The sequence below is a fragment of the Calyptranema fuscum S582 genome (genome assembly GCF_055793305.1).
Genome location: NZ_JBSLYH010000002.1, coordinates 30,054 through 50,198, shown reverse-complemented (window position 1 = coordinate 50,198; position 20,145 = coordinate 30,054). Strand labels below are relative to the sequence as shown.

Genomic DNA, 20,145 nt, shown 5'->3' with positions numbered 1-20,145 from the left:
CGATTGCATCGTGTTTTTGAGAGGTCGCGCAATGATCTGCGGTGCTTTTGCAAGTGGTGCAGATGATTGATCGTTCGTTTACTCTAACGGTAATATCACCGTTACAGTGGTTCCTTGTCCTTCTTCGCTGGCGATCGCCCATTCTCCTCGATGCAGCTCTACACACGTCTTCACGACAGCCAGCCCCAGCCCAGTTCCAGAACTATCTCCAACATTGCTGCCGCGATAGAATGCCTCTTGAATATGCTGGAGATCTGTAGCGGGAATGCCAATGCCGCGATCGCAAATAGTCAAGGTTGCAGTCTGGTCATTGCAACGTAAGATCAGTTGCACAGGGTCTTTGTCAGGTGAATATTTGGCTGCATTCAAGAGCAGGTTGGTCAGGAGCGATCGCATTAGCTTTTTGTCCCAAAATGCTTTGGTGTTGTGGCAGTGATTCATCAATGTAATCCGCTGGCGCACCCCGTCTTCCATCTCGTCAATCAGTTGCTGACAGAAGGGTTCGATATCAAGTAGCTCTGGGTTAAACTCCAGTTTTCCGACTTCTGCTCGCGTCAGGGTTAGCAAGTCGGTGATCTGCTGGGTCATACGTTTTGCGGTGGTATGGATGCGATGAAGGGTTGTTTGTTTTTGGGTGTCAGACCATTCATTAAAGTTAATTTGTAACGACTCTGCTGATAGCAAAATGGTGCTCAATGGTGTTCGTAATTCGTGTGATGCCATTGAAAAAAAACGCAGTTTTAGATCGCTGAGTGTTCTGGTGCGTTCTAATTCTCGGTGCAGATTGTTTAAGAAAAAGACCAATCCTGTTGTTAACAAAAGACCTATACATAGTGTTGCGGTTGCACTATAGGATGGATCGACGAAGTAGTTGGTTGAGGGCGAAAAGGTGATCTGCCACTGACGTTGCCCGACAGTCAGTGTGCGAGTGCAGCGATCTGAGGTTGAACATAAGGCATGAGGACTGCGATCGCGTTCATCGGTCAGCACTCGTTGAGCAACCGCATCATATCGTCCTAAAAATTGTTGGTTGGGTTTAGCGCTCTGGTCAGCAATAGCAAAATCGATGTCGTATCCCAAATCTTGAAGTGATTCTTCGACTACATCAGAGACTTGAAAAACACCCAATAAAAACCCTTCAAACTGCTCACGCCGAGCGACTAACCTATCAGGAATCGTAGCAGTCTGATAGAGCGGTAAAAAGACTAGAAACCCAAACTGATCGCGTTGGTCTTGCACTAACCGAATTCGCCCTGTTGCGGTGATCATGCCTCTGTCGCGAGCCGATTCGATGGCAATGGCGCGAGCCGGATTAGAGGTTAAGTCAAACCCTAAAGCCGCTTCATTACCCACAAAAGGGACAACATAAGTTACTGGAATGTAGTAAGAGCGATCGCCCGCTCTGACCAACTGATTAGTCTCAGACAGTTCAGTAATTTGAAACTCTGGCTCACCATTTGCTTGTATCCGTTGTTCGAAGGCTAAACGGTCTGAGCGTAACACTAACGGTGCCCACTCTAGTGCTTGAACACCGGGATAGGTCTTGAGCGATCGCGCTACATAATTAGTAAACTCTTGCCGATCAATTTGCCCCTGCGTCACTGCATAGTAATCGCCTAAAAATTGCAGTACATCTGTATATCGATTAAGGCTGCGTTGAAGTGCGGTCGATAAATTTTCAATTTGCCGCTGAAAGCGAGTTTGCTGACTAGACGCTTCCCACTGAGCAACGAAGAGAGCCGCCACGATTGATAGTCCAATACCCGTCCCTAACGTTAACCCCAAGATCTGGTTTGAAAGTTGTTTTTGGGTGTGCCGCGCGCGCGAAAAAACAAGCCTTTCAGCTAGCTTTACGGCACGTCCTAATGCAGCTAGATGGTGTGTAGAAAATTTAGGCATCTTTAGACCTGAGCCAGCGATCTCTCTGGTTTACCGCCTAACTCCTCGACCACCCATTGCTTAAGGTCAGATGCCTCGACCCAGAAGGTGAGGCTTCTTCTCTGCTTGAGTCCAGCGTTATACTCAGACCAGTCGCGGATGCGATATTGAGTCTTCATGGCATGTTTTGGTTGTGGTGATTAAAACTTATCATGTCTCTCCCGCCCGCAACCCCTGCTTCATGCAACTGATCAATCAACTTTTAAGTGCCCAAAAGAGCATTCAATGCTGCCCGTACTTGAAGTGGATTTTTACCTCGCAAAGGAGCCGCAATCACCGCTTCATAAGGATTTCTGCCCATCTGTTGCACGGCTCGAATCGCTGCCTGCTGAGATAAACCTCGTCCAAATACCAGCCACGCAGCCAAAATTTGTCCCGTTCGTCCAATCCCCCCTGAACAGTGGACGACTGTTTTTTGCTGACATTGGTCTGATGTGACGAGAAACGGCAAAATAGTCTGCTGAAGGGTGATGCGATCGCAAATCTCAAAATCTGCGATCGCTGCCCAGCAGACCTGTTCAATGCCAAAGGCTTGCTTGTAGCAGCCCAATAAATCTGGATAGCGAGCAAGCTGATCTTTTTCTAGCAGACAGCAAACACGCTGAATCTCTTGACTTTTCATGAACGAGATCCAGGACAGGATTTGCTCATCTGTGTAGCCTGGTCTGGAGGCTCCAAAAACAATGGATTCAGTGGGACAAGCCGCAGCAAACTTATACACAGCTCTGTTGCTCTTCCGGTAATGGTTGCATTCTAGGGTGTGTTTTAAAGCTCGTGTAATTGCTTTTTGAAAGAGCGGCGGCGGAGCCGCCGCTCTTTCAAAAAGCAATTACAGGTTAATTAATTTGTGATCTTAAGTAGGTTGTACTTTAGTTTGAGTCTAGACTCCAACTTGAGTTGGAGCCAGCCATCCTCCGTACGATGGACGAACTTATCAATCATTTTAATGGGTAAAATCGTTAACTTTGAGTGGACGACAAGTGAGCATTGGTTGCATATATTAAATTCATTCCAACACAAACACTATGACTATGTGGTGATGGGTGCAGGTAGTGGCTGCCGCCTTAGCGGGTAAAGACTTATTTGCCAGGTAAAAGCTTCCGACTTCCGACACGGATCACGCGTTCACCCTCAACAACTCCAGAATTCATCAGCTCCTGCATTTATTGATGTGTTTCTCCCCATTGGAACGACATGCTCCATAGCCGTTTGTTCGCTGAGTAATCGCCACCCGTTATAGATGAATTTTTCAAGCTCAAAACCTATGGATTAAATCATGAAAAAACTAGACGGAAAAATTGCAGTTGTAACGGGGCATCCAAAGGAATTGGTGCTGCGATCGCACAATGAATCAGGGATATAGCACTGTGCGGGTTGATTCAGTACAGTATTGTGGGGCGCGGAGCGCCTCACACCCAGGTGCATGTATTGAGTTTGCCGATTACATATTGGGACAGGTTGGCATATCATCTCCAACAAATAACCTCGCCAGACTGGGCAATGCTTCACCATAGGTGGGGTGAATGTGAACGGATTGTTCTAGAAGCTGCCATGTTGCTCTCGCTTCCATCAACGACAAAAAGACATGTACGAGTTCAGCCGTTTCGTACCCCACCAGCGTTGCACCTAAAATCAGATTGGTTTGGGTATCGATGACCATGCGGTAAAAGCCTAAATCGTGCCCCCATTCAATGCTACGGGCAATGTGAGCCATCGGCAGGGTGACTTCGCGGGCTGCAATACCCTGGTTCTGCGCTTGCTCTAATGTCATCCCCACCCGACCCACCTGCGGCTCAGTATAGACGGCATAGCCTAAGACGCGATCGCTCCGGGTTCGCTGTTCTCCACACAAAATCGCGTTTAAGCGGCGATAATCCTCCCACGCCACATGGGTAAACGCAGGCTGTTTTGCCACATCCCCGATCGCATAAATTCCAGAACACGTAGTTTGAAACTGATCATCGATTTTGATAAATCCCTGGGCATCTAATTCAACGCCTGTCACGGCAGAATTTAACGCCCCCGTATTCGGTTTGCGCCCAGTTGCAATCAGCAACGCTTCTGCGTTCAGGACTTCACCATTACTCAGTGTCAGGGTAAAGATACCGTTCGTGTAATTAACTTGCTTCACGGTTGTGTTGAGATGCACTCCAATTCCATCTTGCTCGAATGCATCCAACAGCACCGCACTGACATCGGCTTCTTCTTGAGCGAGTAGGCGATCGCCCCGCACAATCAATTCCGTTTGGCTACCTAACCGCGCCATTCCCTGCCCTAACTCCAGAGCAATATAGCCTCCACCCACTACGAGCAATCGGGGCGGAAGCTGCTGCACATCAAAGAAATTGCGGTTGGTGAGATACGGCGTTTCTGCTAGACCGGGAAAGTCAGGAATGGTGGAGGATGTGCCTGTATTGATGACGACGATCGGAGCCTGTACCGTTACCCCGCCGCCACTGACCGTCCGTTCTCCGGTAAACGTGGCTTCAGCGCAAACGACTTTAACTCCGGCACTCTCCAATCGCCGTTGGGTGCCCTGGTTAAACTGACTGCGGATGCCCCGCACCCGCTCCATCACCTTAGGAAAATCGACCTCGACCTGCGCGTGGATACCGAGCTTTGCAGCTTGTCGGGCACGACCGGCGGCATGGGCAGCGGCTAAAAAAGCTTTAGACGGCGTGCAACCATAGTTGATGCAACTGCCGCCCAAGGCATCGCGCTCAAATAGAACGACGTTCTTCCCGGCTTTGGCAAAGTCAGCTGCGAGTGGAACTCCCCCCTGACCACTGCCAATGACAATTAAATCTGCTGTTTCCATCGTTACCTCTGTTAATAGCTTGAACTAACGCAATGACCTGAACGCAGCACGAACCTCTTCAGAGAAAAGCTGTGGTTCTTCCCATGCTGCAAAGTGTCCGCCTTTATCCACTCGATGATAGTAGCCACTCGATGATAGTAGATCAGGTTGTGGTGGGCTCGCTCTACCCAACTCTTTGGCGGTTGGTAGATCTCTCCGGGAAAAATGGTTACGGCTGCGGGAATTGAGATTGTGAACGCACCGATTTTGAAAGGGGTGGATGGTGTTGTCTGCGATCGCCTCAGAGACAACCTGAGTTTGTGTTCTGATTTGGGCGGATTGCTGCGCCAGCATGTGAACGGGCAGTGCCAGCAGAACCGTTGCTGCCAAGAGCGCGACCAGAAATCGCGAAAGCAGGACGAAGACCCTTGCAGTGCGGACTTTAGTTTTGTAGCGGACTTTTTTCAATTCGGTCATGGGTTTTCTCGGTACTGCAAATGGTTCGTTTCACGATTCAGCTAGTCAAAAGACGTGCTGGTTGCAGACTTCATCATCGATCGAGTTGCTGGCTGTGTTTGGTTTGGTTGGGCGATCGCAGAACCCAATCGATCGAGCTGTGTCATCGCAATGGTTATAGCCGTAATGCCTAAAAAGCGACGGCGTTGATGGTTGATTTTTTCAAACATTGATCTTTCTCTGGTTCCGTTAGGATCGTAGGTTTAATAAACCCGAAGATTTATTTTTGGAAGCGCGGCGGAGCCGCGCTTCCAAAAATAAACGTCCGGGTTTTAATTGATTTGTGATCCTTAGTGCAGGTGGGCGCTCTCGTAGTCAGGGATGGTGAATGTCTGCGTCACCACCTGTCCGAGAAAGACAATTATCCGTTGCATGACTCAGGCTAGACATCTTGACTCCATCATTTGGCAAGAACAGGCAAAATCTTCTCCATGTAACGGTCGGCGGTGGCGGCAGCTTCTTCTGGGCTGCTGCCATGCTGACGGGCACTCAGATAGGGCGCATACCAGTCCCACCAGTGGTGCTCACCGTGCGTCTTCTCATAGGGGTCGTGGTGCTCTGCCGTTTCATGAAGCAGGTCTGCCAGAGTTGCCACGTCTGTTTGTGGAGCCTCCCATAGACGACCGGGAAACCGTGTTATGATTTCCTGGAGTAGCCAGAGGTTCCCATCCGGATCTTCAAAGGAGGCAAAGGAGAAGTAGGAACGACCTTCCGGGTCACGTCCGCTGACGCGCGGGTTCTCCACTGCGTTATTAAAGGGGCCACCCGCATAGTGGAAGATCTCGCTGACGTTGACACCGCGATCGCTCAAGTCTTTGCGGACAATATCAAGGTCGTCCACGGCGAGAACCAGGGTTTGCACCGAGTTAGAATTAGCCGGAGTAACCCCCTTGCCGAAGAGGATTGAAGCATCCGAGTTGGGCGGTGTAAAGTGTACGCCGCGAAACTCGCCCTCCACCAGGTCAATGTCGAACCGCCAGCCAAGATTTTCATAGAATGCCTTCGTGCGCTCCACATCGGCAACGTTGAAGACCACGACTTCGAGTTTCAAGTTTGGACTGTTTATGTGATTGCTACTCATTTTGTTTTCCTCTTGGTTGTAAGTTTTATGTTCAAAGGGATTAATTTCATTCTTCAGCGATCGCCCCATTCACACCACTCAAGTTCGTTGAGTTAACACGTAACTTAAATGTGTGTTCTCCTAAACATCACTTCAATGAGGAAAAAATAGTAGGTGCTAACAACTCGTTGCGGATGTTCTGCACCAGTGGACCGTCCTTCTCAGTTTCAGCCTTGGTCATGATCCATTCAGGGTCAGCCAGGAAGGCGTTCCATCGCTGCTCGCGTTCAGCCATGTTCTCCCAGGCAAGCAGGTAGGTGAGCTGATTACTCTCACTCTCGCCAATCAGCGTTGTCCAGAATCCTACCTGGTGGATGCCATATCTTTCCCAAATCTGCAACGTGTGATTCTGGAATCGTTCTATCAGCTTGGGTAGTCGTCCAGGCATGGCGTGATAAATGCGTAGTTCGTAGATCATGCCTTCAATGCCCCGCACTCTGTCCACCATCAACATGCAGGATTTCACCCGTCACAAAGTGGGCGGATTCGAGGTAGAGGATTGCCTCAATGATGTCGGAGATTTCGCCCATACGACCAGTCGGGTGCATGGCAGCAAGCTGCGCATGGGTCTCGATAGGATGCATTGGCGTTTTGATGTTACCCAGCGCGATCGCATTCACCCGAATTCCCCGTCTGGCATACTCGATCGCCAGTGATCTGGTTGCGGCATTCAGTCCACCTTTTGTGAGTGATGCGAGAACAGAGGGTACTCCTGCGATCGGGTTGTCCACTAGGCTCGTTGAGATCTGCACGACATGGCCGCTGCCCTGCTTCTCCATCTCGGCGATCGCCAGTTGTGTCATGTGAAAGAATCCAGCGATATTAGTACCCAGGTACGCCGCGTAGTCGGCCTCCGTGTACTCGGTAAATGGTTTGGCAATGAAGATACCCGCGTTGTTGATCAGCGTGTCAATGCGTCCAAATCGGGTCACGCCTTCGATGATGGCGCGTTCAGCAGTTTTGCGATCGGCGATGTCGCCCGATATGGTGAGGATTGCATCATCGTCTGAGGGCTGAATTGAGCGTGAAATGGCGATCACTCGATAGTGGCGATCGCGGTATGCCTTGACGAGGGCTGCGCCAATGCCCTGCGATGCGCCAGTAATCACAGCAACTTTCGGTTCGGTGCTCATGGTAAAACTCCTTTAGGAATAACGGGTAAATTGTTCTTGATCGGCTGTCGGTTTTCCTGGTTCACTTCAAGCGATAGCGATAAGAACTGCAAAACTCGTTGCTTGAACTTTTCTGGATTCTCGATGAACATGAAATGTCCACCACCGTCTGCTGCTTCAAAGATTTCCAGTTCAGAGTTCGGAATACTTTGATGAATCCAGACTTGCGATCGCCAGGGAATAATACTTGTTCTGCCGCTAACAATCAGCGTTGGCTGGCGAATTCTAACCATTTGATCACGCCAATCCATGTGGGCATGGTTGTAGAGTAGTGTTGCTGCGATTACCTACAGTAGGCTTCGCCAACGCTGGTGTTTGAACATCATTGATAATCTGTGCGTGTGTTAAGGACTGCGCACCTCCGCTTACAAACAAACAGTATTCAACCGATTTCCGGCGGATTCAAATACATCGGCTGCTCATGGCAAAGGCTTTGCTTGAGTTCTCTGGTGAAGTCGTCAGCCAGTACCTCTTCCTTGTTGTCCTCAATGCCAGCCAGAGCGGCTTCGGCAACCTGCCGTGGGCTGCTCTTCTTCATCTCGAAGCCTTTGGTCATATCGGTATCCATGAAGCCGACATGCAGACCGAGCACTAATGTCTTCTGGTTTCGCAAATCGATGCGCAAGGCATTGGTAAAGCTCCACGCGGCTGACTTCGAAGCGGAGTACGCTGCCAGCATCGGATGCGCGTACCAGGTGGCGTCTGACAAGACATTGATCACGGCTCCACCCCCATTTTTGGCAAGAATGGGAGCAAATGCCTGACTGACCAGAATCATGCCATAGTAGTTCGTCTCAAAGACTTTGCGGGAACTGTCGATCAGGGTTGAATCTAGGGTATTGTTATTCATCTGAGCAATCCCCGCATTGTTGACCAGCACCGTGGTGTCGCCGCATTGTGTAACGGCTGCCGCAATCGAGGCAGGATCGGTTACATCGAGTTTGATTTGCACAATACCTGGGACTTTGGTTTCCGTTGGAGTACGCACCCCGGCGTAGACCTTTTTAGCCCCGCGTTCCAGTGCCTCATGAGCGAATGCCAAGCCCAAGCCGCGACTAGCGCCAGAAATAAAGACCACAGAATCTTGAGTTTTCATCTTCAGGTTTAAAAATATTGAGTGAATAGTGCAGGTCAGGCAATAGTCGAAGCTGCAACACGGTGGTCATGGTCGGTGCTGGTCGCGACGGGTAGCCATGTTTCAATGTCCTGTGCCATTTTCGTGGCGTTGTTCTGGTACATTGCGATCGCGTCCTTGCCGACGGGCAAATGCAGCGGCGGACGATCGGTATTGGCAAGTTGGAGAATTACCTGAGCCAACTTTTTCGGATCACCGGGCTGGTTGCCGTGTAGCGCGTCGGCTCCGTTCCGCATCGGCCCTACTGTTTCCTGGTAATCATCGATGATAGTTTTCGCAGCAACATAAGAGTCAGTGCTGAGAAAGTCGGTTGTAAAAAGACCGGGAGCCACTGTCGTAACGTGGATGCCGAGCGGTGCCAGTTCGACTGCTAACCCTTTCGAGAGTCCTTCGACTGCAAATTTGGTAGAGCCGTACAATCCCCAACCTGGAACTGCATCGTAACCAAACAGCGACGAGAGATTGATGATGTGCCCAGACCGTTGTTGACGCAAGTATGGTAACACCGCACGAGTCACGTTCAGTAACCCAAACACGTTAGTCTCAAACTGTTTGCGGACTTCAGCATCTGTAGCTTCTTCGATCGCCGTCAGCATGCCATACCCAGCATTATTGACTAAGATATCAATCCCATCAAACCGATCAATACTCTGTTTGACAGCCGTTCGTACCTGATCTTCCTGGGTGACATCCATCTGCACCACATACAGATCCGGGTGGTTGTGCAGAGTAGCACCGAGTTGTGTGGGCTGACTGCGAACGGTTGCTATGACGCGATCGCCCACTGTTAAAGCGGCTCTGGCAATTTCTAACCCAAAGCCTCTGGAGGCTCCGGTAATGAACCATACTCTCTGATTTTTCATTGGGTGTCCTCGTGTCTAGCGTGTTGGATTTGAATTGGTGGCTTGCTGCCCACCTCGATTAACTTCATTCTTCTGCGATCGCCCCCTGCACACCACTCAAGTTATTGGAGTTAACATGCGACTTAATAGCCAAGCACAATTCCAGCTGATATACTGCGGCAACAAAGGAATCATTTACCTGCCGTTTTGGGTTGCTGAAAATCTTCGTCAGGCTTGCATTGAAGAAACGCTCAATAGTCTAAGGAAAGGTTCGCTCAGTCCTTTACTAATGGCTGTTCTATGGATTCCAACCCAGCAAAATCTAGACGTGGGGCCAGCCCGTCTAAGCGAGTGCGCGGAGTCATCCTGTCACCTCAGGGATGGCAACGATTTCAGACGGCAAAACAGCAGGCGGAATCGGATGAAACCTGGGGCAAGCACTTTACCCAAGAAGATCTGAGCGATCGCGCCGGGCTGTCTCTCAACACTCTGGTTCGCATTTTCAAGCGTGAATTGGGAGTCGATCGCCAGTCACTGGCATACCTGTTCCGAGCATTTGGGCTGGAATTAACACAGGCAGATTTGACCTCCCCTGCTTCATCAGACGAGACCGAGAGCCACTGGACAAATCCCCAGCAAGACTGGGACACGGCAGTTGATGCTTCGGTGTTTTATGGGCGTGAGGCAGATCTGGCGCAACTGTGGCAATGGGGGGTGTCTGATCGCTGCCGCATCATCGGGTTGTTAGGCATTGGCGGTATTGGCAAAAGTACGATCGCCGTCAAAGCAGCGCTTCAGATGCAAGCCGAATTTGAGATGGTGGTATGGCGATCGCTGGCAAATGCACCTCCATTGGATGAACTGTTGTCAAGTCTGCTGAAGTTTCTCATGCCGCTTTGTGGGGAAGATCCGAGCATTCCCACGAAGCTTGATCAGCAGCTGTCTAAACTGATGCAATATCTGCGATTGCGTCGGTGCTTATTGATCCTCGATAATGCGGAAACCCTTTTGCAACAGGAGCCAGTGGGACATTGGCGATCGGGCTATGAAGGATATGGGCAATTGCTCAGAGCTATGGGTGAAGCATCCCACCAAAGTTGTTTGTTGATCACCAGTCGAGAAAAGCCAGGTGAAATAGCCTTGATGGAGGGGGCACAGGCACTGGTGCGATCGCTGAGCCTAAGCGGACTCACCCCGGATGATGGACGTGCCCTGTTTCGCCAAAAAGGAGCCTTTACCGGGTCAGAAGCCGAATGGGAGACGTTGATTCATCACTATGGTGGCAATCCACTGGCATTGAAACTGGTAGCCGCCGCTATTCAAGATTTGTTCAATGGCAGCATTAGTGAGGTGATGCCTTATCTCAGCCAGGGATTGGCGGTGTTCGAAGATATTCGCGATGTGTTGACTCGGCAGTTCGATCGCCTCTCTGAATCAGAGCAGAAAATTCTGTTCTGGTTTGCCATTCATCGAGAACCCATTTCAATCATAGATATTCGAGAAAACGTGGTTGAGCAGCAGGATCAACAACGGGTGCCCAGTCTGATCAACGCACTGTTGCGGCGATCGCTGATTGAAAAAGCAGACGGGTTATTCTTTTTGCAACCTGTGGTGATGGAATATGTCACAGAACGCTTTGTGCAGCAAATTTGTGTTGAATTTGAAACGCAGCAATTGAATGTTTGGCAAACGCATCCCTTACTGCGCGTCCAAGCCAAAGATTACATTCGAGAGATTCAGACGCGATTGATGATGCAACCTGTGATGGAACGGTTGTTGTCGTACTTTGGCAGTGTGGCGGCGATCGAAGCGCAAGCAAGGCACTTATTGAGACAACAAGGACAGAAGCCAGGGTATACAGCAGGCAATCTGATTAACCTGCTGGTGCAGTTTCAAGTTGATTTATGCGGCTCAGACTTTTCTAATCTGGTAGTGCAGCAAGCCGATTTGCGACAAATCAAGTTAGCCAGAGTCAATTTTCAGAATGCCAACTTAGCCAAATCCATCTTTTCTGAAACACTCAGTAATGCTATGTCAATTGATCTGAGTCCAGACGCTCAGATCATTGCAGTTGGGGCTTCTAATGGCAGCGTCTATCTCTGGAACATTACCACAACTCAACTTTTAGCCACCTTTGCAGGTCACACGGGTTGGGTTTGGTCGGTCGCCTTTAGTCCAAATGGCAAAATGTTAGCCAGTGGCAGTACGGATAGTGCAGTGCGCCTGTGGGATGTTGAGAGTGGTCAATGCGTGCAAGTGCTCACAGCGCATACAAGCTGTGTCTGGTCTGTGAGTTTTAGTCCTGATGGTGAGCAATTCGCGAGTAGTAGTGCAGATAAAACAATACGGTTGTGGAATTTGCACGGGCAGTGCCTCCATGTCTTGCAAGGGCATACCCAGAGCGTGTATGCAGCCCACTTTGCACCTGACCAACAAACCTTAGCCAGCAGCAGTCATGATACAACGATTCGGATCTGGGATGTCAGCAACGGCAACTGCCTGAATGTTGTGCAGGGGCATATCAGCGGAGTGCAGTGTGTGTGCTACAGCCCAGATGGACAACTGCTGGCGAGCGGCAGTCGAGATGGCCCTATTCGGTTGTGGAGTGGTGATCTCACTGGCGATCGCTCATCAACGCCCAATTTCAAGGTGCTGCAAGGCCATACGGATTGGGTTTGGGACATCGCCTTTAGCCCAGATGGACGCTGGTTAGCCAGTGCCAGTCGTGACGGCACGCTGCGCCTTTGGAGTGTCCAGGATGGGCAACCCATCTATGTGCTCGATAGCCATATGCATGATGTTCACGGACTTGCCATCAGTGCCGACAGCCAATTGCTGGTGAGTGCTGGCAAAGACCAGACGGTGCGGTTGTGGGATTTGCAGAGCGGGCGAAACCTGAAAATATTACGCGGATATATCGGTGGACTGCACTCCCTCAGCCTCAGTTTAGATGACCAATGGTTGGCAAGTAGTGGTCAGAGTGAAACGATTCAGGTCTGGCGGTTGCAGTTAGATAGCAATCCACCCCAACTTCACCCCTACAAAACCTTTTCTAGCCCAACTCGTCAGATTGCATCCTTAAGCAACGTCAGCTTTAGTCCGGATGGCCAAACGCTGGCGATTAATCGACACGATGATTCAATTACCTTGTGGAATCTGCAAACGGGGCACTGCGATCGCTGGTCAGCCCATAGCGCATCCATCTGGACGGTGTTGTTCAGTCCGGGGGGAACGGTTTTGGCAAGCAGTAGTTATGATTGCACGGTGCGACTCTGGGATGTGGAAACCCATCAGTGTTTGCAGGTGTTACGCGGGCATGAGAGCGGGATTCTGGCGATCGCGTTTGATCCTGGCGGTCAATGGTTAGCCAGTGGTAGTTTTGATGACACCATTCGCGTGTGGGATGTGCAAACGGGAGACTGTCTGAAGGTTTTGCAGGGACATGCGGGTGCGATTTTTACGCTGGCATTTGATTGCAGTAGTCAACGATTGGTCAGCGGTAGCCACGATCAAACGATTCGCGTGTGGGATGTGCAAACGGGAGACTGTCTGAAAGTTTTGCAGGGACATACAGGAGTAGTGTGGACGCTTGCCTATGCGCCAAGCACAGGCTCCGCCAACAGTTCGAATGGTCAAATTTTAGCCAGTGGTAGCGATGACCAAACGATTCGCGTGTGGGATGTGCAAACGGGGCATTGCCTCCAGACATTGGATGAACATACCAGTTGGGTCACGTCAGTCCTCTTCAACTCCGACGGTCAAATCCTGCTGAGTGGCAGCTACGACCGCACTATCAAATTATGGGACGTGCAGACAGGCCACTGCATCAGCACGCAGACGATCGAACGCCTCTATGAAGGCATGAATCTTCGAGGTGCAACCGGGTTGACAGCCGCTCAAAAAGCCACCCTGAAAACGTTGGGAGCTATTGAACATTAGGATGATTCAGCGAATTCTCTTGCGCTCGATCGTCGCTAGCAACTGATGAAACTTGTTGAGCGATCGCACCATGGCTTGATTCACCCGTTGCTCTACCTGTTCATCCCAAGGGAAGTCGTGTAATTCATGGATCAGTCTTTCTTCTGATTCACTATCAGTCCAATGATGGGGCAATAGAGAAACTCCACGATATAGTTCCAGTGTGGCTGGTGAGAGCATCCGGACTGTTTCGGGAAACGCGAGCTGCTGAAGACAACGCCATGCAGATTCAGGCGGAGTCTCGCTGCAATCCCACACCAGACGCAATGGCTTGACCCCTGCGGGAAGCGATCGCCAGCGATCGCTTTGATGAAAATTTTGATAGTGCCGGTACAGAAGTCTGGCTTGCACGACGCTGAAAGATGATTCGGCGTTAATGATGTGGGAATGAATTACAGCATCCAAATCACTCATAGAAACATTCACAAAACAAACACTATCACTGACCGATTCTCCTCGTTGAATCAGTTGCTCCAGTCCTCTCAGATAACGATCAAAAACTTGCTCGTACATCGTTGCAGAACACACAAATGTTGCATTCACATGAATGCGATCGCTAATGAGTTGTTCAATCACCGGCAGCAACACGGGGGTTGCTGGAATTCTCAGCAACAAATTACTCCACCCAACAGACTGCCAGATGGTGTGGGCAGCGGCGATCGCAGTTTCTGCCTGCAACAACGTATCAGGCGGCAGATCAACTTGCACATAGCCATCGCGTCCCTGAGTCTGAGAATGCACTTGCTTGAGCAAATCAGCCCCTAATTGCAGATCGCGCACCATCAAATAGTCATAATCAGATTGTGCAGTTCGGCTTGTCCCATGCTGCGCCAGTGTTGTGAAGTCGCGATCGTACTCCTGCCCGTCAATGGCAACTTGCAGGTGTTGAAAATTCGATCGCACCCCCCTTAAACCATCCACCTCAATGAATTGCTGCAACTGATCGCTGCTTATCCAGCTTCGCTCATACCCATCGAGCCAAATGGATTGTCCATGCCAATGTAATGATTGCAGTAAATTCATCGCTAACGAGCTTCACGACTGAAGTTTAAACGTCCAACACACCAGTCTGCAAAACTTCTTTAAATTCCACCACTCAAGATCCGCCAGTTAAGTCTCAATTTCACTGTCCCGTGGTGTGAAGTTGGCAATATTCCTAAATCCAGCCTTCTTTTGGGGCAAGCCCTGCTAACTGTAGTGCTTGCGGTTTGATTCAGGGCGATTGCAAGCCGCAGGACATAACACAGAGCATTTTAGCTATTTTGCCTTTGCCGAAAGTTTTGACCAGATTGCCATTCCTCCAACTGTCTGGTCAAAGTAGGAGTATACCAGAGCAGATCGGGAGCAGCATTACCGACAACAGACGCCAAGATTTGGGGGGTGTTGATCGCCCTGCCCGATATACAACGATTCTACTTGAATGGTGGGATGAGTTTGATTGAACCGATCGACTAAGGTCTGAAGGACATCCCGATTGGGTGGTGGATTGACCCCATGCCACAGGGTCAGGTGGGTAACCCCGTCGGATGGTGCAATGGCAGGTTGACAGCCTGTTAAGCAAAGAAGAGTGACACTGTGAGTGGGCTGCTCTTGAACACTCGCTAATTCTTGGTGTAACTGACTAACGTGTTGCTGATAGTGCGCGATCTCCTGTTGCATCACCAGCAGTTGTCGCGCTTGTCGTTCCACTACCTGTAAGACTTGCTCAGGTTGCTCGCTCAGCCAGCCTCGCACCAACTCGACTACCCGCCCAATAGCCCGCTCTCTCGTCTTTGAGAGCAAGCTATTGCTGGGCGATGTCGGATCTTCTAGCGGTAGCATCACAACCTGAAATCAGTCGGTATCTCTAGCTTAGTTACCCCTGATTTCCGTGGGGGGGGATGATTCCCGTACACTCACGCTAATCACATACGCAATTCTTAATTGCATTCGGTTTGATAATTGTCCTGATCTAAATTGCAAACACCTTGAGTTTGGCGTTTCAGCAATCCGATACTCAATGGGGATGCCTATCAGCTCTCAGGATGCCCCAATCGCACTCACACGTCGCCTATTTTTTTTAGTGATAAAATCTGGAGCAATCTTCAACACTATTGACCTTAGCTCCCATGAGTCAGTGAACTTAAAGTTACAGCCATGTTCGCCCAGTCGATCCCAATTTGGGAGTGATATGGCTTGAAAGGCGATTCATATAAAACGATCTATTTTGGCAGATGGAACCAAAGCTTTTATCTACCAAAACTAGCAAAGCCCATCACAGAGATTTTATTTTATTTCTATCTAGGCGATTTTAGAGGTTGTGAAGGATAATAGGGCAAACTTGGAATCTTTGCCCCCTAGAATGCTTTGTCCTTCGCCATGGAACCTGTTATAGAAGTTTTTTTCTCGTACTCTCACCGGGATGAGAAATTGCGCGATAAGCTGGCGCTGCATTTGTCGATGTTGCAACGGCAAGGCATCATCAAATCCTGGCACGATCGCAAAATTAGTGCTGGATCAGAATGGGCAAAGGCGATCGACGATCGGCTCAATTCCGCCCAAATTATTTTACTGTTGATCAGCGATCACTTTCTGGCATCCGACTACTGCTACGACATTGAGATGCAACGGGCGATCGCCCGTCATGATGCAGGTGAGGCGTTGGTTATCCCGATTATTTTGAAGCCGGTGGATTGGAGTGGTGCGCCGTTTGGTAAGCTCCAGGCGTTTCCCAAGGATGCCAAGCCTGTGACCAAGTGGACAAATCGCGATGATGCATTTCTCAACATTGCTCAGGGGATTCGGCAAGCGGCAGAGGAGATGTCAGCCCAATTGCAGGAAAAACAGCAACCGGCTGAAAACACGGTTGAACCAGACGAGTTGCCACAACCTGAGACAACGGAGCTATCAGAGACTCGCATCGCCGTTGATCCTCAGTCGTTGGAAAACCCGGAGGGGTCGGTTAGTTTAGAGTCACCGTTGTATATCGAGCGCCCACCGATTGAGTCTAATTGCTATCAAGAAATTGTCAAATCCTGTGCTTTGATTCGAGTCAAGGGTCCCCGACAGATGGGCAAGACCTCGCTGATTTGGCGGATTTTAGATCATGCCAGCCAGCAAGGACATCGTACGGTTTATCTTAACTTTCAGGCGATTGATGACGAGTTTTTGAGCAGTACCGATCGGTTTTTGCAATGGTTTTGTGCTAGTGTCACCAATGAGCTGAATCTAGAGGATCGTCTGGGTGAGTTTTGGAAAGGAGTACTGGGCAGCAAAAACAAGTGTGGCAATTATTTTCAGCGCTATTTGCTGACAACGCTTGAACAACCATTGACGCTGGCACTGGATGAAGTGGATCAAGCTTTTCATCACCATGATGTAGCACAGGACTTTTTTGGCTTGTTGCGGGCTTGGCATGAGAAAAGTAAAAATGATGCGGTTTGGCAAAAGCTACGGTTGGTAATTGCCCATTCTAGAGAAGTGTATATTCCGCTGAACGTCAACCATTCGCCGTTTAATGTGGGGTTGCCGATCGATTTACCAGAGCTGACGTTGGTGCAGGTGACAGAGTTGGTGCATCGTCATCAAGGGTTGAATTGGTCGGGTGTAGACATTACCCAGTTGATGCAGATGGTGTCAGGGCATCCCTATCTGGTACGCAAAGCGTTGTATGAAATTGCCCGAGGGACATTGACGCTGGAGCGATTTTTGCAGATGGCTCCAACCGAGGCGGGGCTGTATGGTGATCATCTACGGCGACATCTAGAAAATTTGCAACAAGACCCTCAGCTAACGGCTGCCATGCTTCAGGTAATCCAGGCGGAGGGTGCGGTGCGATTGGATTCGACGCTGGCATTTAAGCTCTATAGTATGGGGTTGGTAAAGCTACAAGATAATGATGTCAAGGTGTTGTGTAACCTCTACCAGATTTATTTTGGCGATCGCCTTGCTCCTCCTGGATGAATGAGTCAGTGCTTGAGTATCGGAGCCAATGGATTGACCTGCCCAGACGAGGATTGTATGTTGACGCTCGAACGATTCCCTGCAAAACCTAAACATTGCTGTTCTGAGGTCAAAGATTGCACCTCTGATGTCAAATGTTGGGTTTCTGAAGTCAAACGTTGGGTTTCTGAAGTCAAAGATTACGCCTCTGAAGTCAAAGATTGCACTTCTGATGTCAAACGTGGGGCTTCTGAAGTTGAAGTTCGATCCCCCCTAGCCCCCCTTAAAAAGGGGGGAACTGGCGGTTTGGAAGTCCCCCTTATGAAGGGGGATTTAGGGGGATCTGCATCGACTACCCCCACCCGCAGTGATGTTGCCTCCGGGGGATTGGAGCCATGAGCTACGACTATCGGGTGGGGGGCAGTTTACCAATTGAGACGCTGTCGTATGCGGTACGACAAGCAGATGATGAGTTGTATGCAGGGCTAACGGCAGGGGAGTTTTGCTATGTGCTGAACTCGCGGCAGATGGGTAAGTCGAGTCTGCGAGTGCGGACGATGCGGCGATTGCAGCAGGATGGGATTGCCTGTGCGGATATCGACATTACGGCGATCGGGGCAGCGGATACGACCCCAGAGCAATGGTATGCCGGAATGATTGACACCCTCTGCGACAAGTTGGGGTTGTATGATCGCAACTTTGACCTGAATGATTGGTGGGAACAGCAAGGGCTACTGTCTCCGGTGCAGCGCTTTAGCAAGTTTTTGGGAGAGGTCTTACTGAAAACGATCGCCCAACCGATGATTATCTTTGTCGATGAGATCGATAGTGTGGCATCGTTGCCCTTTAGCCAGGATGACTTTTTTGCCGCGATCCGCGATTGCTATAACCGTCGCGCCGACCAGCCCGACTATCGTCGCCTGAGCTTTGCGCTGTTGGGGGTGGCAACCCCATCGGACTTGATCCAAGATCCCCGTCGAACACCGTTTAATATTGGTCGGGCGATCGAACTCAGTGGGTTTCGATTAGCCGAGGCAGAACCACTCACCCAAGGACTCTTGCCCAAGACTGCCCAGCCCCAAGCTGTCTTACAAGCGGTGCTGGAATGGACGGGCGGACAACCTTTTTTGACCCAAAAGGTGTGCCGCTTGATTCAACAAGCAGAGGGCGAGATTCCAGTAGGGGAGGAAACGGCATGGGTGGCAGCATTGGTGCAGGCAAAGGTGATCGACCATTGGGAAACCCAGGACGACCCAGAGCATTTGCGAACCATTCGCGATCGCCTGCTCAACAGCAGCAAACACCGCACCGGGCAACTTCTGGGATTGTATCAGCAGATTTTGCAACAGAATGGGATCGAGGCAAACAACAGTCCAGAACAGATGGAACTGAGGCTGACCGGGCTTGTAGTCAAGCGAGACAGCCAGTTGCAGGTCTATAACCCGATCTATCGAGCCGTGTTTAGTTTGACCTGGCTGGAGGCTGCCCTGGCAGACTTACGCCCCTATGCCGAACCGTTGATAATATGGCAACGCTCTAACTACACCGACGAATCACGCTTGCTGCAAGGCGCAACATGCAAGAGGCAAAAGCCTGGGCAAGAGGCAAAAGCCTGGGAGACGCCGATTATCGCTTTTTGCGCGCCAGTGAAGCCCTGGATCGGCGGATGGTAGAAACGGCACTGGAGGCAGAACGACAAGTCAACCACCTGCTGACCGAAGCCAACGAGGCGGCGCAAGCCACCCTAAGAAAAGCTCGCAAGAGAGCCACATTGGTTAGTAGCAACGAAGGGGTTTAGGGCTGTTATCAATCAGAATGATGGTCGCAACTTTTTTGAAACTTGGGTACGTCTAATTCTTCCAAGTGCTTCCAGCAAACGGTGCAGGCAGGTAGGTTGTGTTCGATAGCAAAGGGTTCATGGACTGTGTCTAGCCACTGCAAGAAAATTTGAAAATTTTGAGCAATCTGAGCCGGGTTATTTGCCACTGTTCCCAATTGAAAGTGTGCTGATGGGTTTTCGACGGCAAAGGGACAGGCATGAAATTTTCCTTCGGTGGTTAAAACTGGGTAGCAGTGGGGGCACTGGCTATTGACCTGGGGCCGGGTTTCTTCGCCGGTAAATGGATCGATGCCGCGCCCAGAATCCACAATATCCGGATGTCCGATGGCGATCGCCCTTGGATGGTCTTGTTCATATTGCTGCAACAGTTTCAGCGATTTTTGTGGCATTTGCGGTGCGCCATCGCCCGTCGTGATGGAATAGTTTAATGATGCGGTGGTTTGCTGTAGCGGATCGGACGCCATTATTTGCAGCAATCGGTCGGCTTGAATGCCATTGGAATAAATGACGATCGCACCTCGGAAGTCATGCTCACGCAAATAGGCGATCGCCCACATGACATTTTCATGATTCAGCGTCGGTTCTCCGCCATAGAACTTGATGGTTCCTCGCTCATCCATTAACACGGTGGTTAAGATGGCATCCAAATGAGCGGCTGTGTAGTCATGAAACGCCCCTTGGGGACTGCCAAATACGGTGCAAAAGGAACAGTCACGGTTACATTGATTGCCGGGGTAAAGGTGTAGCTCCAGCAAGCGATCGGTTTCGACGACACCTTTGGGACGAGAGGGACGTTCTTGAAAAACCATATTTCAGGAGTAATGGGTAATGGGTAGGGAATAAAAACACGATTCCATTGCGGAGCGATAAGGGGTAGAGACGCGAT

The 20,145-nt window shown here is 50.2% G+C and carries 16 protein-coding genes and 3 pseudogenes; 4 read left to right on the top strand and 15 right to left on the bottom strand.

The window, feature by feature from the left end:
- Nucleotides 1-78: 78 nt before the first annotated feature.
- From ACR6Z4_RS01715 to ACR6Z4_RS01660, 12 genes and pseudogenes are all read right to left on the bottom strand, one after another.
- On the bottom strand, nt 79-1,746 hold the full coding sequence (locus ACR6Z4_RS01715) for a CHASE domain-containing sensor histidine kinase (RefSeq protein ID WP_479715481.1): 1,668 nt from the start codon (nt 1,744-1,746) through the stop codon (nt 79-81).
- Nucleotides 1,747-1,949: 203 nt separating this feature from the next.
- Nucleotides 1,950-2,057, bottom strand: a pseudogene (locus ACR6Z4_RS01710) (IS5/IS1182 family transposase); the annotation flags it as partial.
- Nucleotides 2,058-2,140: 83 nt separating this feature from the next.
- Nucleotides 2,141-2,560 (bottom strand): protein-tyrosine phosphatase family protein, encoded by a 420-nt coding sequence (locus ACR6Z4_RS01705; protein ID WP_479715480.1) that lies wholly within the window; start codon nt 2,558-2,560, stop codon nt 2,141-2,143.
- A gap of 819 nt (nt 2,561-3,379) precedes the next feature.
- Nucleotides 3,380-4,756 carry a dihydrolipoyl dehydrogenase family protein gene (locus tag ACR6Z4_RS01700; RefSeq protein ID WP_479715479.1) on the bottom strand — a complete coding sequence of 459 codons (1,377 nt, stop codon included), beginning with the start codon at nt 4,754-4,756 and terminating at the stop codon, nt 3,380-3,382.
- Nucleotides 4,757-4,780: 24 nt separating this feature from the next.
- Nucleotides 4,781-4,986, bottom strand: a pseudogene (locus ACR6Z4_RS01695) (epoxide hydrolase); the annotation flags it as partial.
- Nucleotides 4,987-5,253: 267 nt separating this feature from the next.
- Nucleotides 5,254-5,421 (bottom strand): hypothetical protein, encoded by a 168-nt coding sequence (locus ACR6Z4_RS01690; RefSeq protein ID WP_479715478.1) that lies wholly within the window; start codon nt 5,419-5,421, stop codon nt 5,254-5,256.
- Nucleotides 5,422-5,651: 230 nt separating this feature from the next.
- Nucleotides 5,652-6,401, bottom strand: coding sequence for a VOC family protein (locus ACR6Z4_RS01685; protein ID WP_479715477.1), 750 nt, complete (start codon nt 6,399-6,401; stop codon nt 5,652-5,654).
- A gap of 58 nt (nt 6,402-6,459) precedes the next feature.
- On the bottom strand, nt 6,460-6,789 hold the full coding sequence (locus ACR6Z4_RS01680; protein ID WP_479715719.1) for an NIPSNAP family protein: 330 nt from the start codon (nt 6,787-6,789) through the stop codon (nt 6,460-6,462).
- Nucleotides 6,790-6,793: 4 nt separating this feature from the next.
- Nucleotides 6,794-7,504, bottom strand: a complete 711-nt coding sequence (locus tag ACR6Z4_RS01675; RefSeq protein WP_479715476.1) for an SDR family NAD(P)-dependent oxidoreductase — start codon at nt 7,502-7,504, stop codon at nt 6,794-6,796.
- Complete coding sequence (locus ACR6Z4_RS01670; RefSeq protein WP_479715475.1) at nt 7,501-7,776, bottom strand: alpha/beta fold hydrolase; 276 nt, start codon at nt 7,774-7,776, stop codon at nt 7,501-7,503. The genes ACR6Z4_RS01675 and ACR6Z4_RS01670 overlap by 4 nt, the downstream gene beginning before the upstream one ends.
- 149 nt (nt 7,777-7,925) lie before the next feature.
- Entirely contained in the window at nt 7,926-8,639 is a 714-nt protein-coding gene (locus ACR6Z4_RS01665) for an SDR family oxidoreductase (RefSeq protein WP_479715474.1), read from the bottom strand.
- A 35-nt stretch (nt 8,640-8,674) separates the two neighbouring features.
- Entirely contained in the window at nt 8,675-9,541 is an 867-nt protein-coding gene (locus ACR6Z4_RS01660) for an oxidoreductase (protein WP_479715473.1), read from the bottom strand.
- A gap of 279 nt (nt 9,542-9,820) precedes the next feature.
- Between ACR6Z4_RS01660 and ACR6Z4_RS01655 the strand changes: the two genes are divergently transcribed.
- The gene (locus ACR6Z4_RS01655) at nt 9,821-13,459 is read left to right on the top strand and encodes a WD40 domain-containing protein (protein WP_479715472.1); all 3,639 of its coding nucleotides are present in this window, start codon (nt 9,821-9,823) and stop codon (nt 13,457-13,459) included.
- Between the two features lie 6 nt (nt 13,460-13,465).
- On the opposite strand, the gene ACR6Z4_RS01650 is transcribed toward ACR6Z4_RS01655, so the two are convergent.
- Complete coding sequence (locus ACR6Z4_RS01650; RefSeq protein ID WP_479715471.1) at nt 13,466-14,521, bottom strand: transaldolase family protein; 1,056 nt, start codon at nt 14,519-14,521, stop codon at nt 13,466-13,468.
- Between the two features lie 272 nt (nt 14,522-14,793).
- A pseudogene (locus tag ACR6Z4_RS01645) lies at nt 14,794-15,034 on the bottom strand (ABC transporter substrate-binding protein); the annotation flags it as partial.
- A gap of 822 nt (nt 15,035-15,856) precedes the next feature.
- Between ACR6Z4_RS01645 and ACR6Z4_RS01640 the strand changes: the two are divergent.
- The 3 genes from ACR6Z4_RS01640 to ACR6Z4_RS01630 all read left to right on the top strand — a co-directional run bounded on the left by ACR6Z4_RS01640 (nt 15,857) and on the right by ACR6Z4_RS01630 (nt 19,217).
- Nucleotides 15,857-17,440 carry an AAA-like domain-containing protein gene (locus tag ACR6Z4_RS01640; RefSeq protein WP_479715470.1) on the top strand — a complete coding sequence of 528 codons (1,584 nt, stop codon included), beginning with the start codon at nt 15,857-15,859 and terminating at the stop codon, nt 17,438-17,440.
- 374 nt (nt 17,441-17,814) lie between these two features.
- Nucleotides 17,815-19,092, top strand: coding sequence for an AAA-like domain-containing protein (locus tag ACR6Z4_RS01635; RefSeq protein ID WP_479715469.1), 1,278 nt, complete (start codon nt 17,815-17,817; stop codon nt 19,090-19,092).
- The gene (locus ACR6Z4_RS01630; RefSeq protein WP_479715468.1) at nt 19,086-19,217 is read left to right on the top strand and encodes a hypothetical protein; all 132 of its coding nucleotides are present in this window, start codon (nt 19,086-19,088) and stop codon (nt 19,215-19,217) included. The genes ACR6Z4_RS01635 and ACR6Z4_RS01630 overlap by 7 nt, the downstream gene beginning before the upstream one ends.
- Nucleotides 19,218-19,225: 8 nt before the next feature.
- Here the strand turns inward: ACR6Z4_RS01630 and ACR6Z4_RS01625 are convergent, their stop codons facing one another.
- Entirely contained in the window at nt 19,226-20,068 is an 843-nt protein-coding gene (locus ACR6Z4_RS01625) for a radical SAM protein (RefSeq protein WP_479715467.1), read from the bottom strand.
- Nucleotides 20,069-20,145 lie beyond the last annotated feature (77 nt).

Bases quoted from the DNA above. Each gene is read 5' to 3' on its own strand.
- ACR6Z4_RS01705 (WP_479715480.1), bottom strand. From the start codon at position 2,560: ATGAAAAGTCAAGAGATTCAGCGTGTTTGCTGTCTGCTAGAAAAAGAT.
- ACR6Z4_RS01700 (WP_479715479.1), bottom strand. From the start codon at position 4,756: ATGGAAACAGCAGATTTAATTGTCATTGGCAGTGGTCAGGGGGGAGTT.
- ACR6Z4_RS01690 (WP_479715478.1), bottom strand. From the start codon at position 5,421: ATGTTTGAAAAAATCAACCATCAACGCCGTCGCTTTTTAGGCATTACG.
- ACR6Z4_RS01685 (WP_479715477.1), bottom strand. From the start codon at position 6,401: ATGGGGCGATCGCTGAAGAATGAAATTAATCCCTTTGAACATAAAACT.
- ACR6Z4_RS01680 (WP_479715719.1), bottom strand. From the start codon at position 6,789: ATGATCTACGAACTACGCATTTATCACGCCATGCCTGGACGACTACCC.
- ACR6Z4_RS01675 (WP_479715476.1), bottom strand. From the start codon at position 7,504: ATGAGCACCGAACCGAAAGTTGCTGTGATTACTGGCGCATCGCAGGGC.
- ACR6Z4_RS01670 (WP_479715475.1), bottom strand. From the start codon at position 7,776: ATGGTTAGAATTCGCCAGCCAACGCTGATTGTTAGCGGCAGAACAAGT.
- ACR6Z4_RS01665 (WP_479715474.1), bottom strand. From the start codon at position 8,639: ATGAAAACTCAAGATTCTGTGGTCTTTATTTCTGGCGCTAGTCGCGGC.
- ACR6Z4_RS01660 (WP_479715473.1), bottom strand. From the start codon at position 9,541: ATGAAAAATCAGAGAGTATGGTTCATTACCGGAGCCTCCAGAGGCTTT.
- ACR6Z4_RS01655 (WP_479715472.1), top strand. From the start codon at position 9,821: ATGGATTCCAACCCAGCAAAATCTAGACGTGGGGCCAGCCCGTCTAAG.
- ACR6Z4_RS01650 (WP_479715471.1), bottom strand. From the start codon at position 14,521: ATGAATTTACTGCAATCATTACATTGGCATGGACAATCCATTTGGCTC.
- ACR6Z4_RS01640 (WP_479715470.1), top strand. From the start codon at position 15,857: ATGGAACCTGTTATAGAAGTTTTTTTCTCGTACTCTCACCGGGATGAG.
- ACR6Z4_RS01635 (WP_479715469.1), top strand. From the start codon at position 17,815: ATGAGCTACGACTATCGGGTGGGGGGCAGTTTACCAATTGAGACGCTG.
- ACR6Z4_RS01630 (WP_479715468.1), top strand. From the start codon at position 19,086: ATGGTAGAAACGGCACTGGAGGCAGAACGACAAGTCAACCACCTGCTG.
- ACR6Z4_RS01625 (WP_479715467.1), bottom strand. From the start codon at position 20,068: ATGGTTTTTCAAGAACGTCCCTCTCGTCCCAAAGGTGTCGTCGAAACC.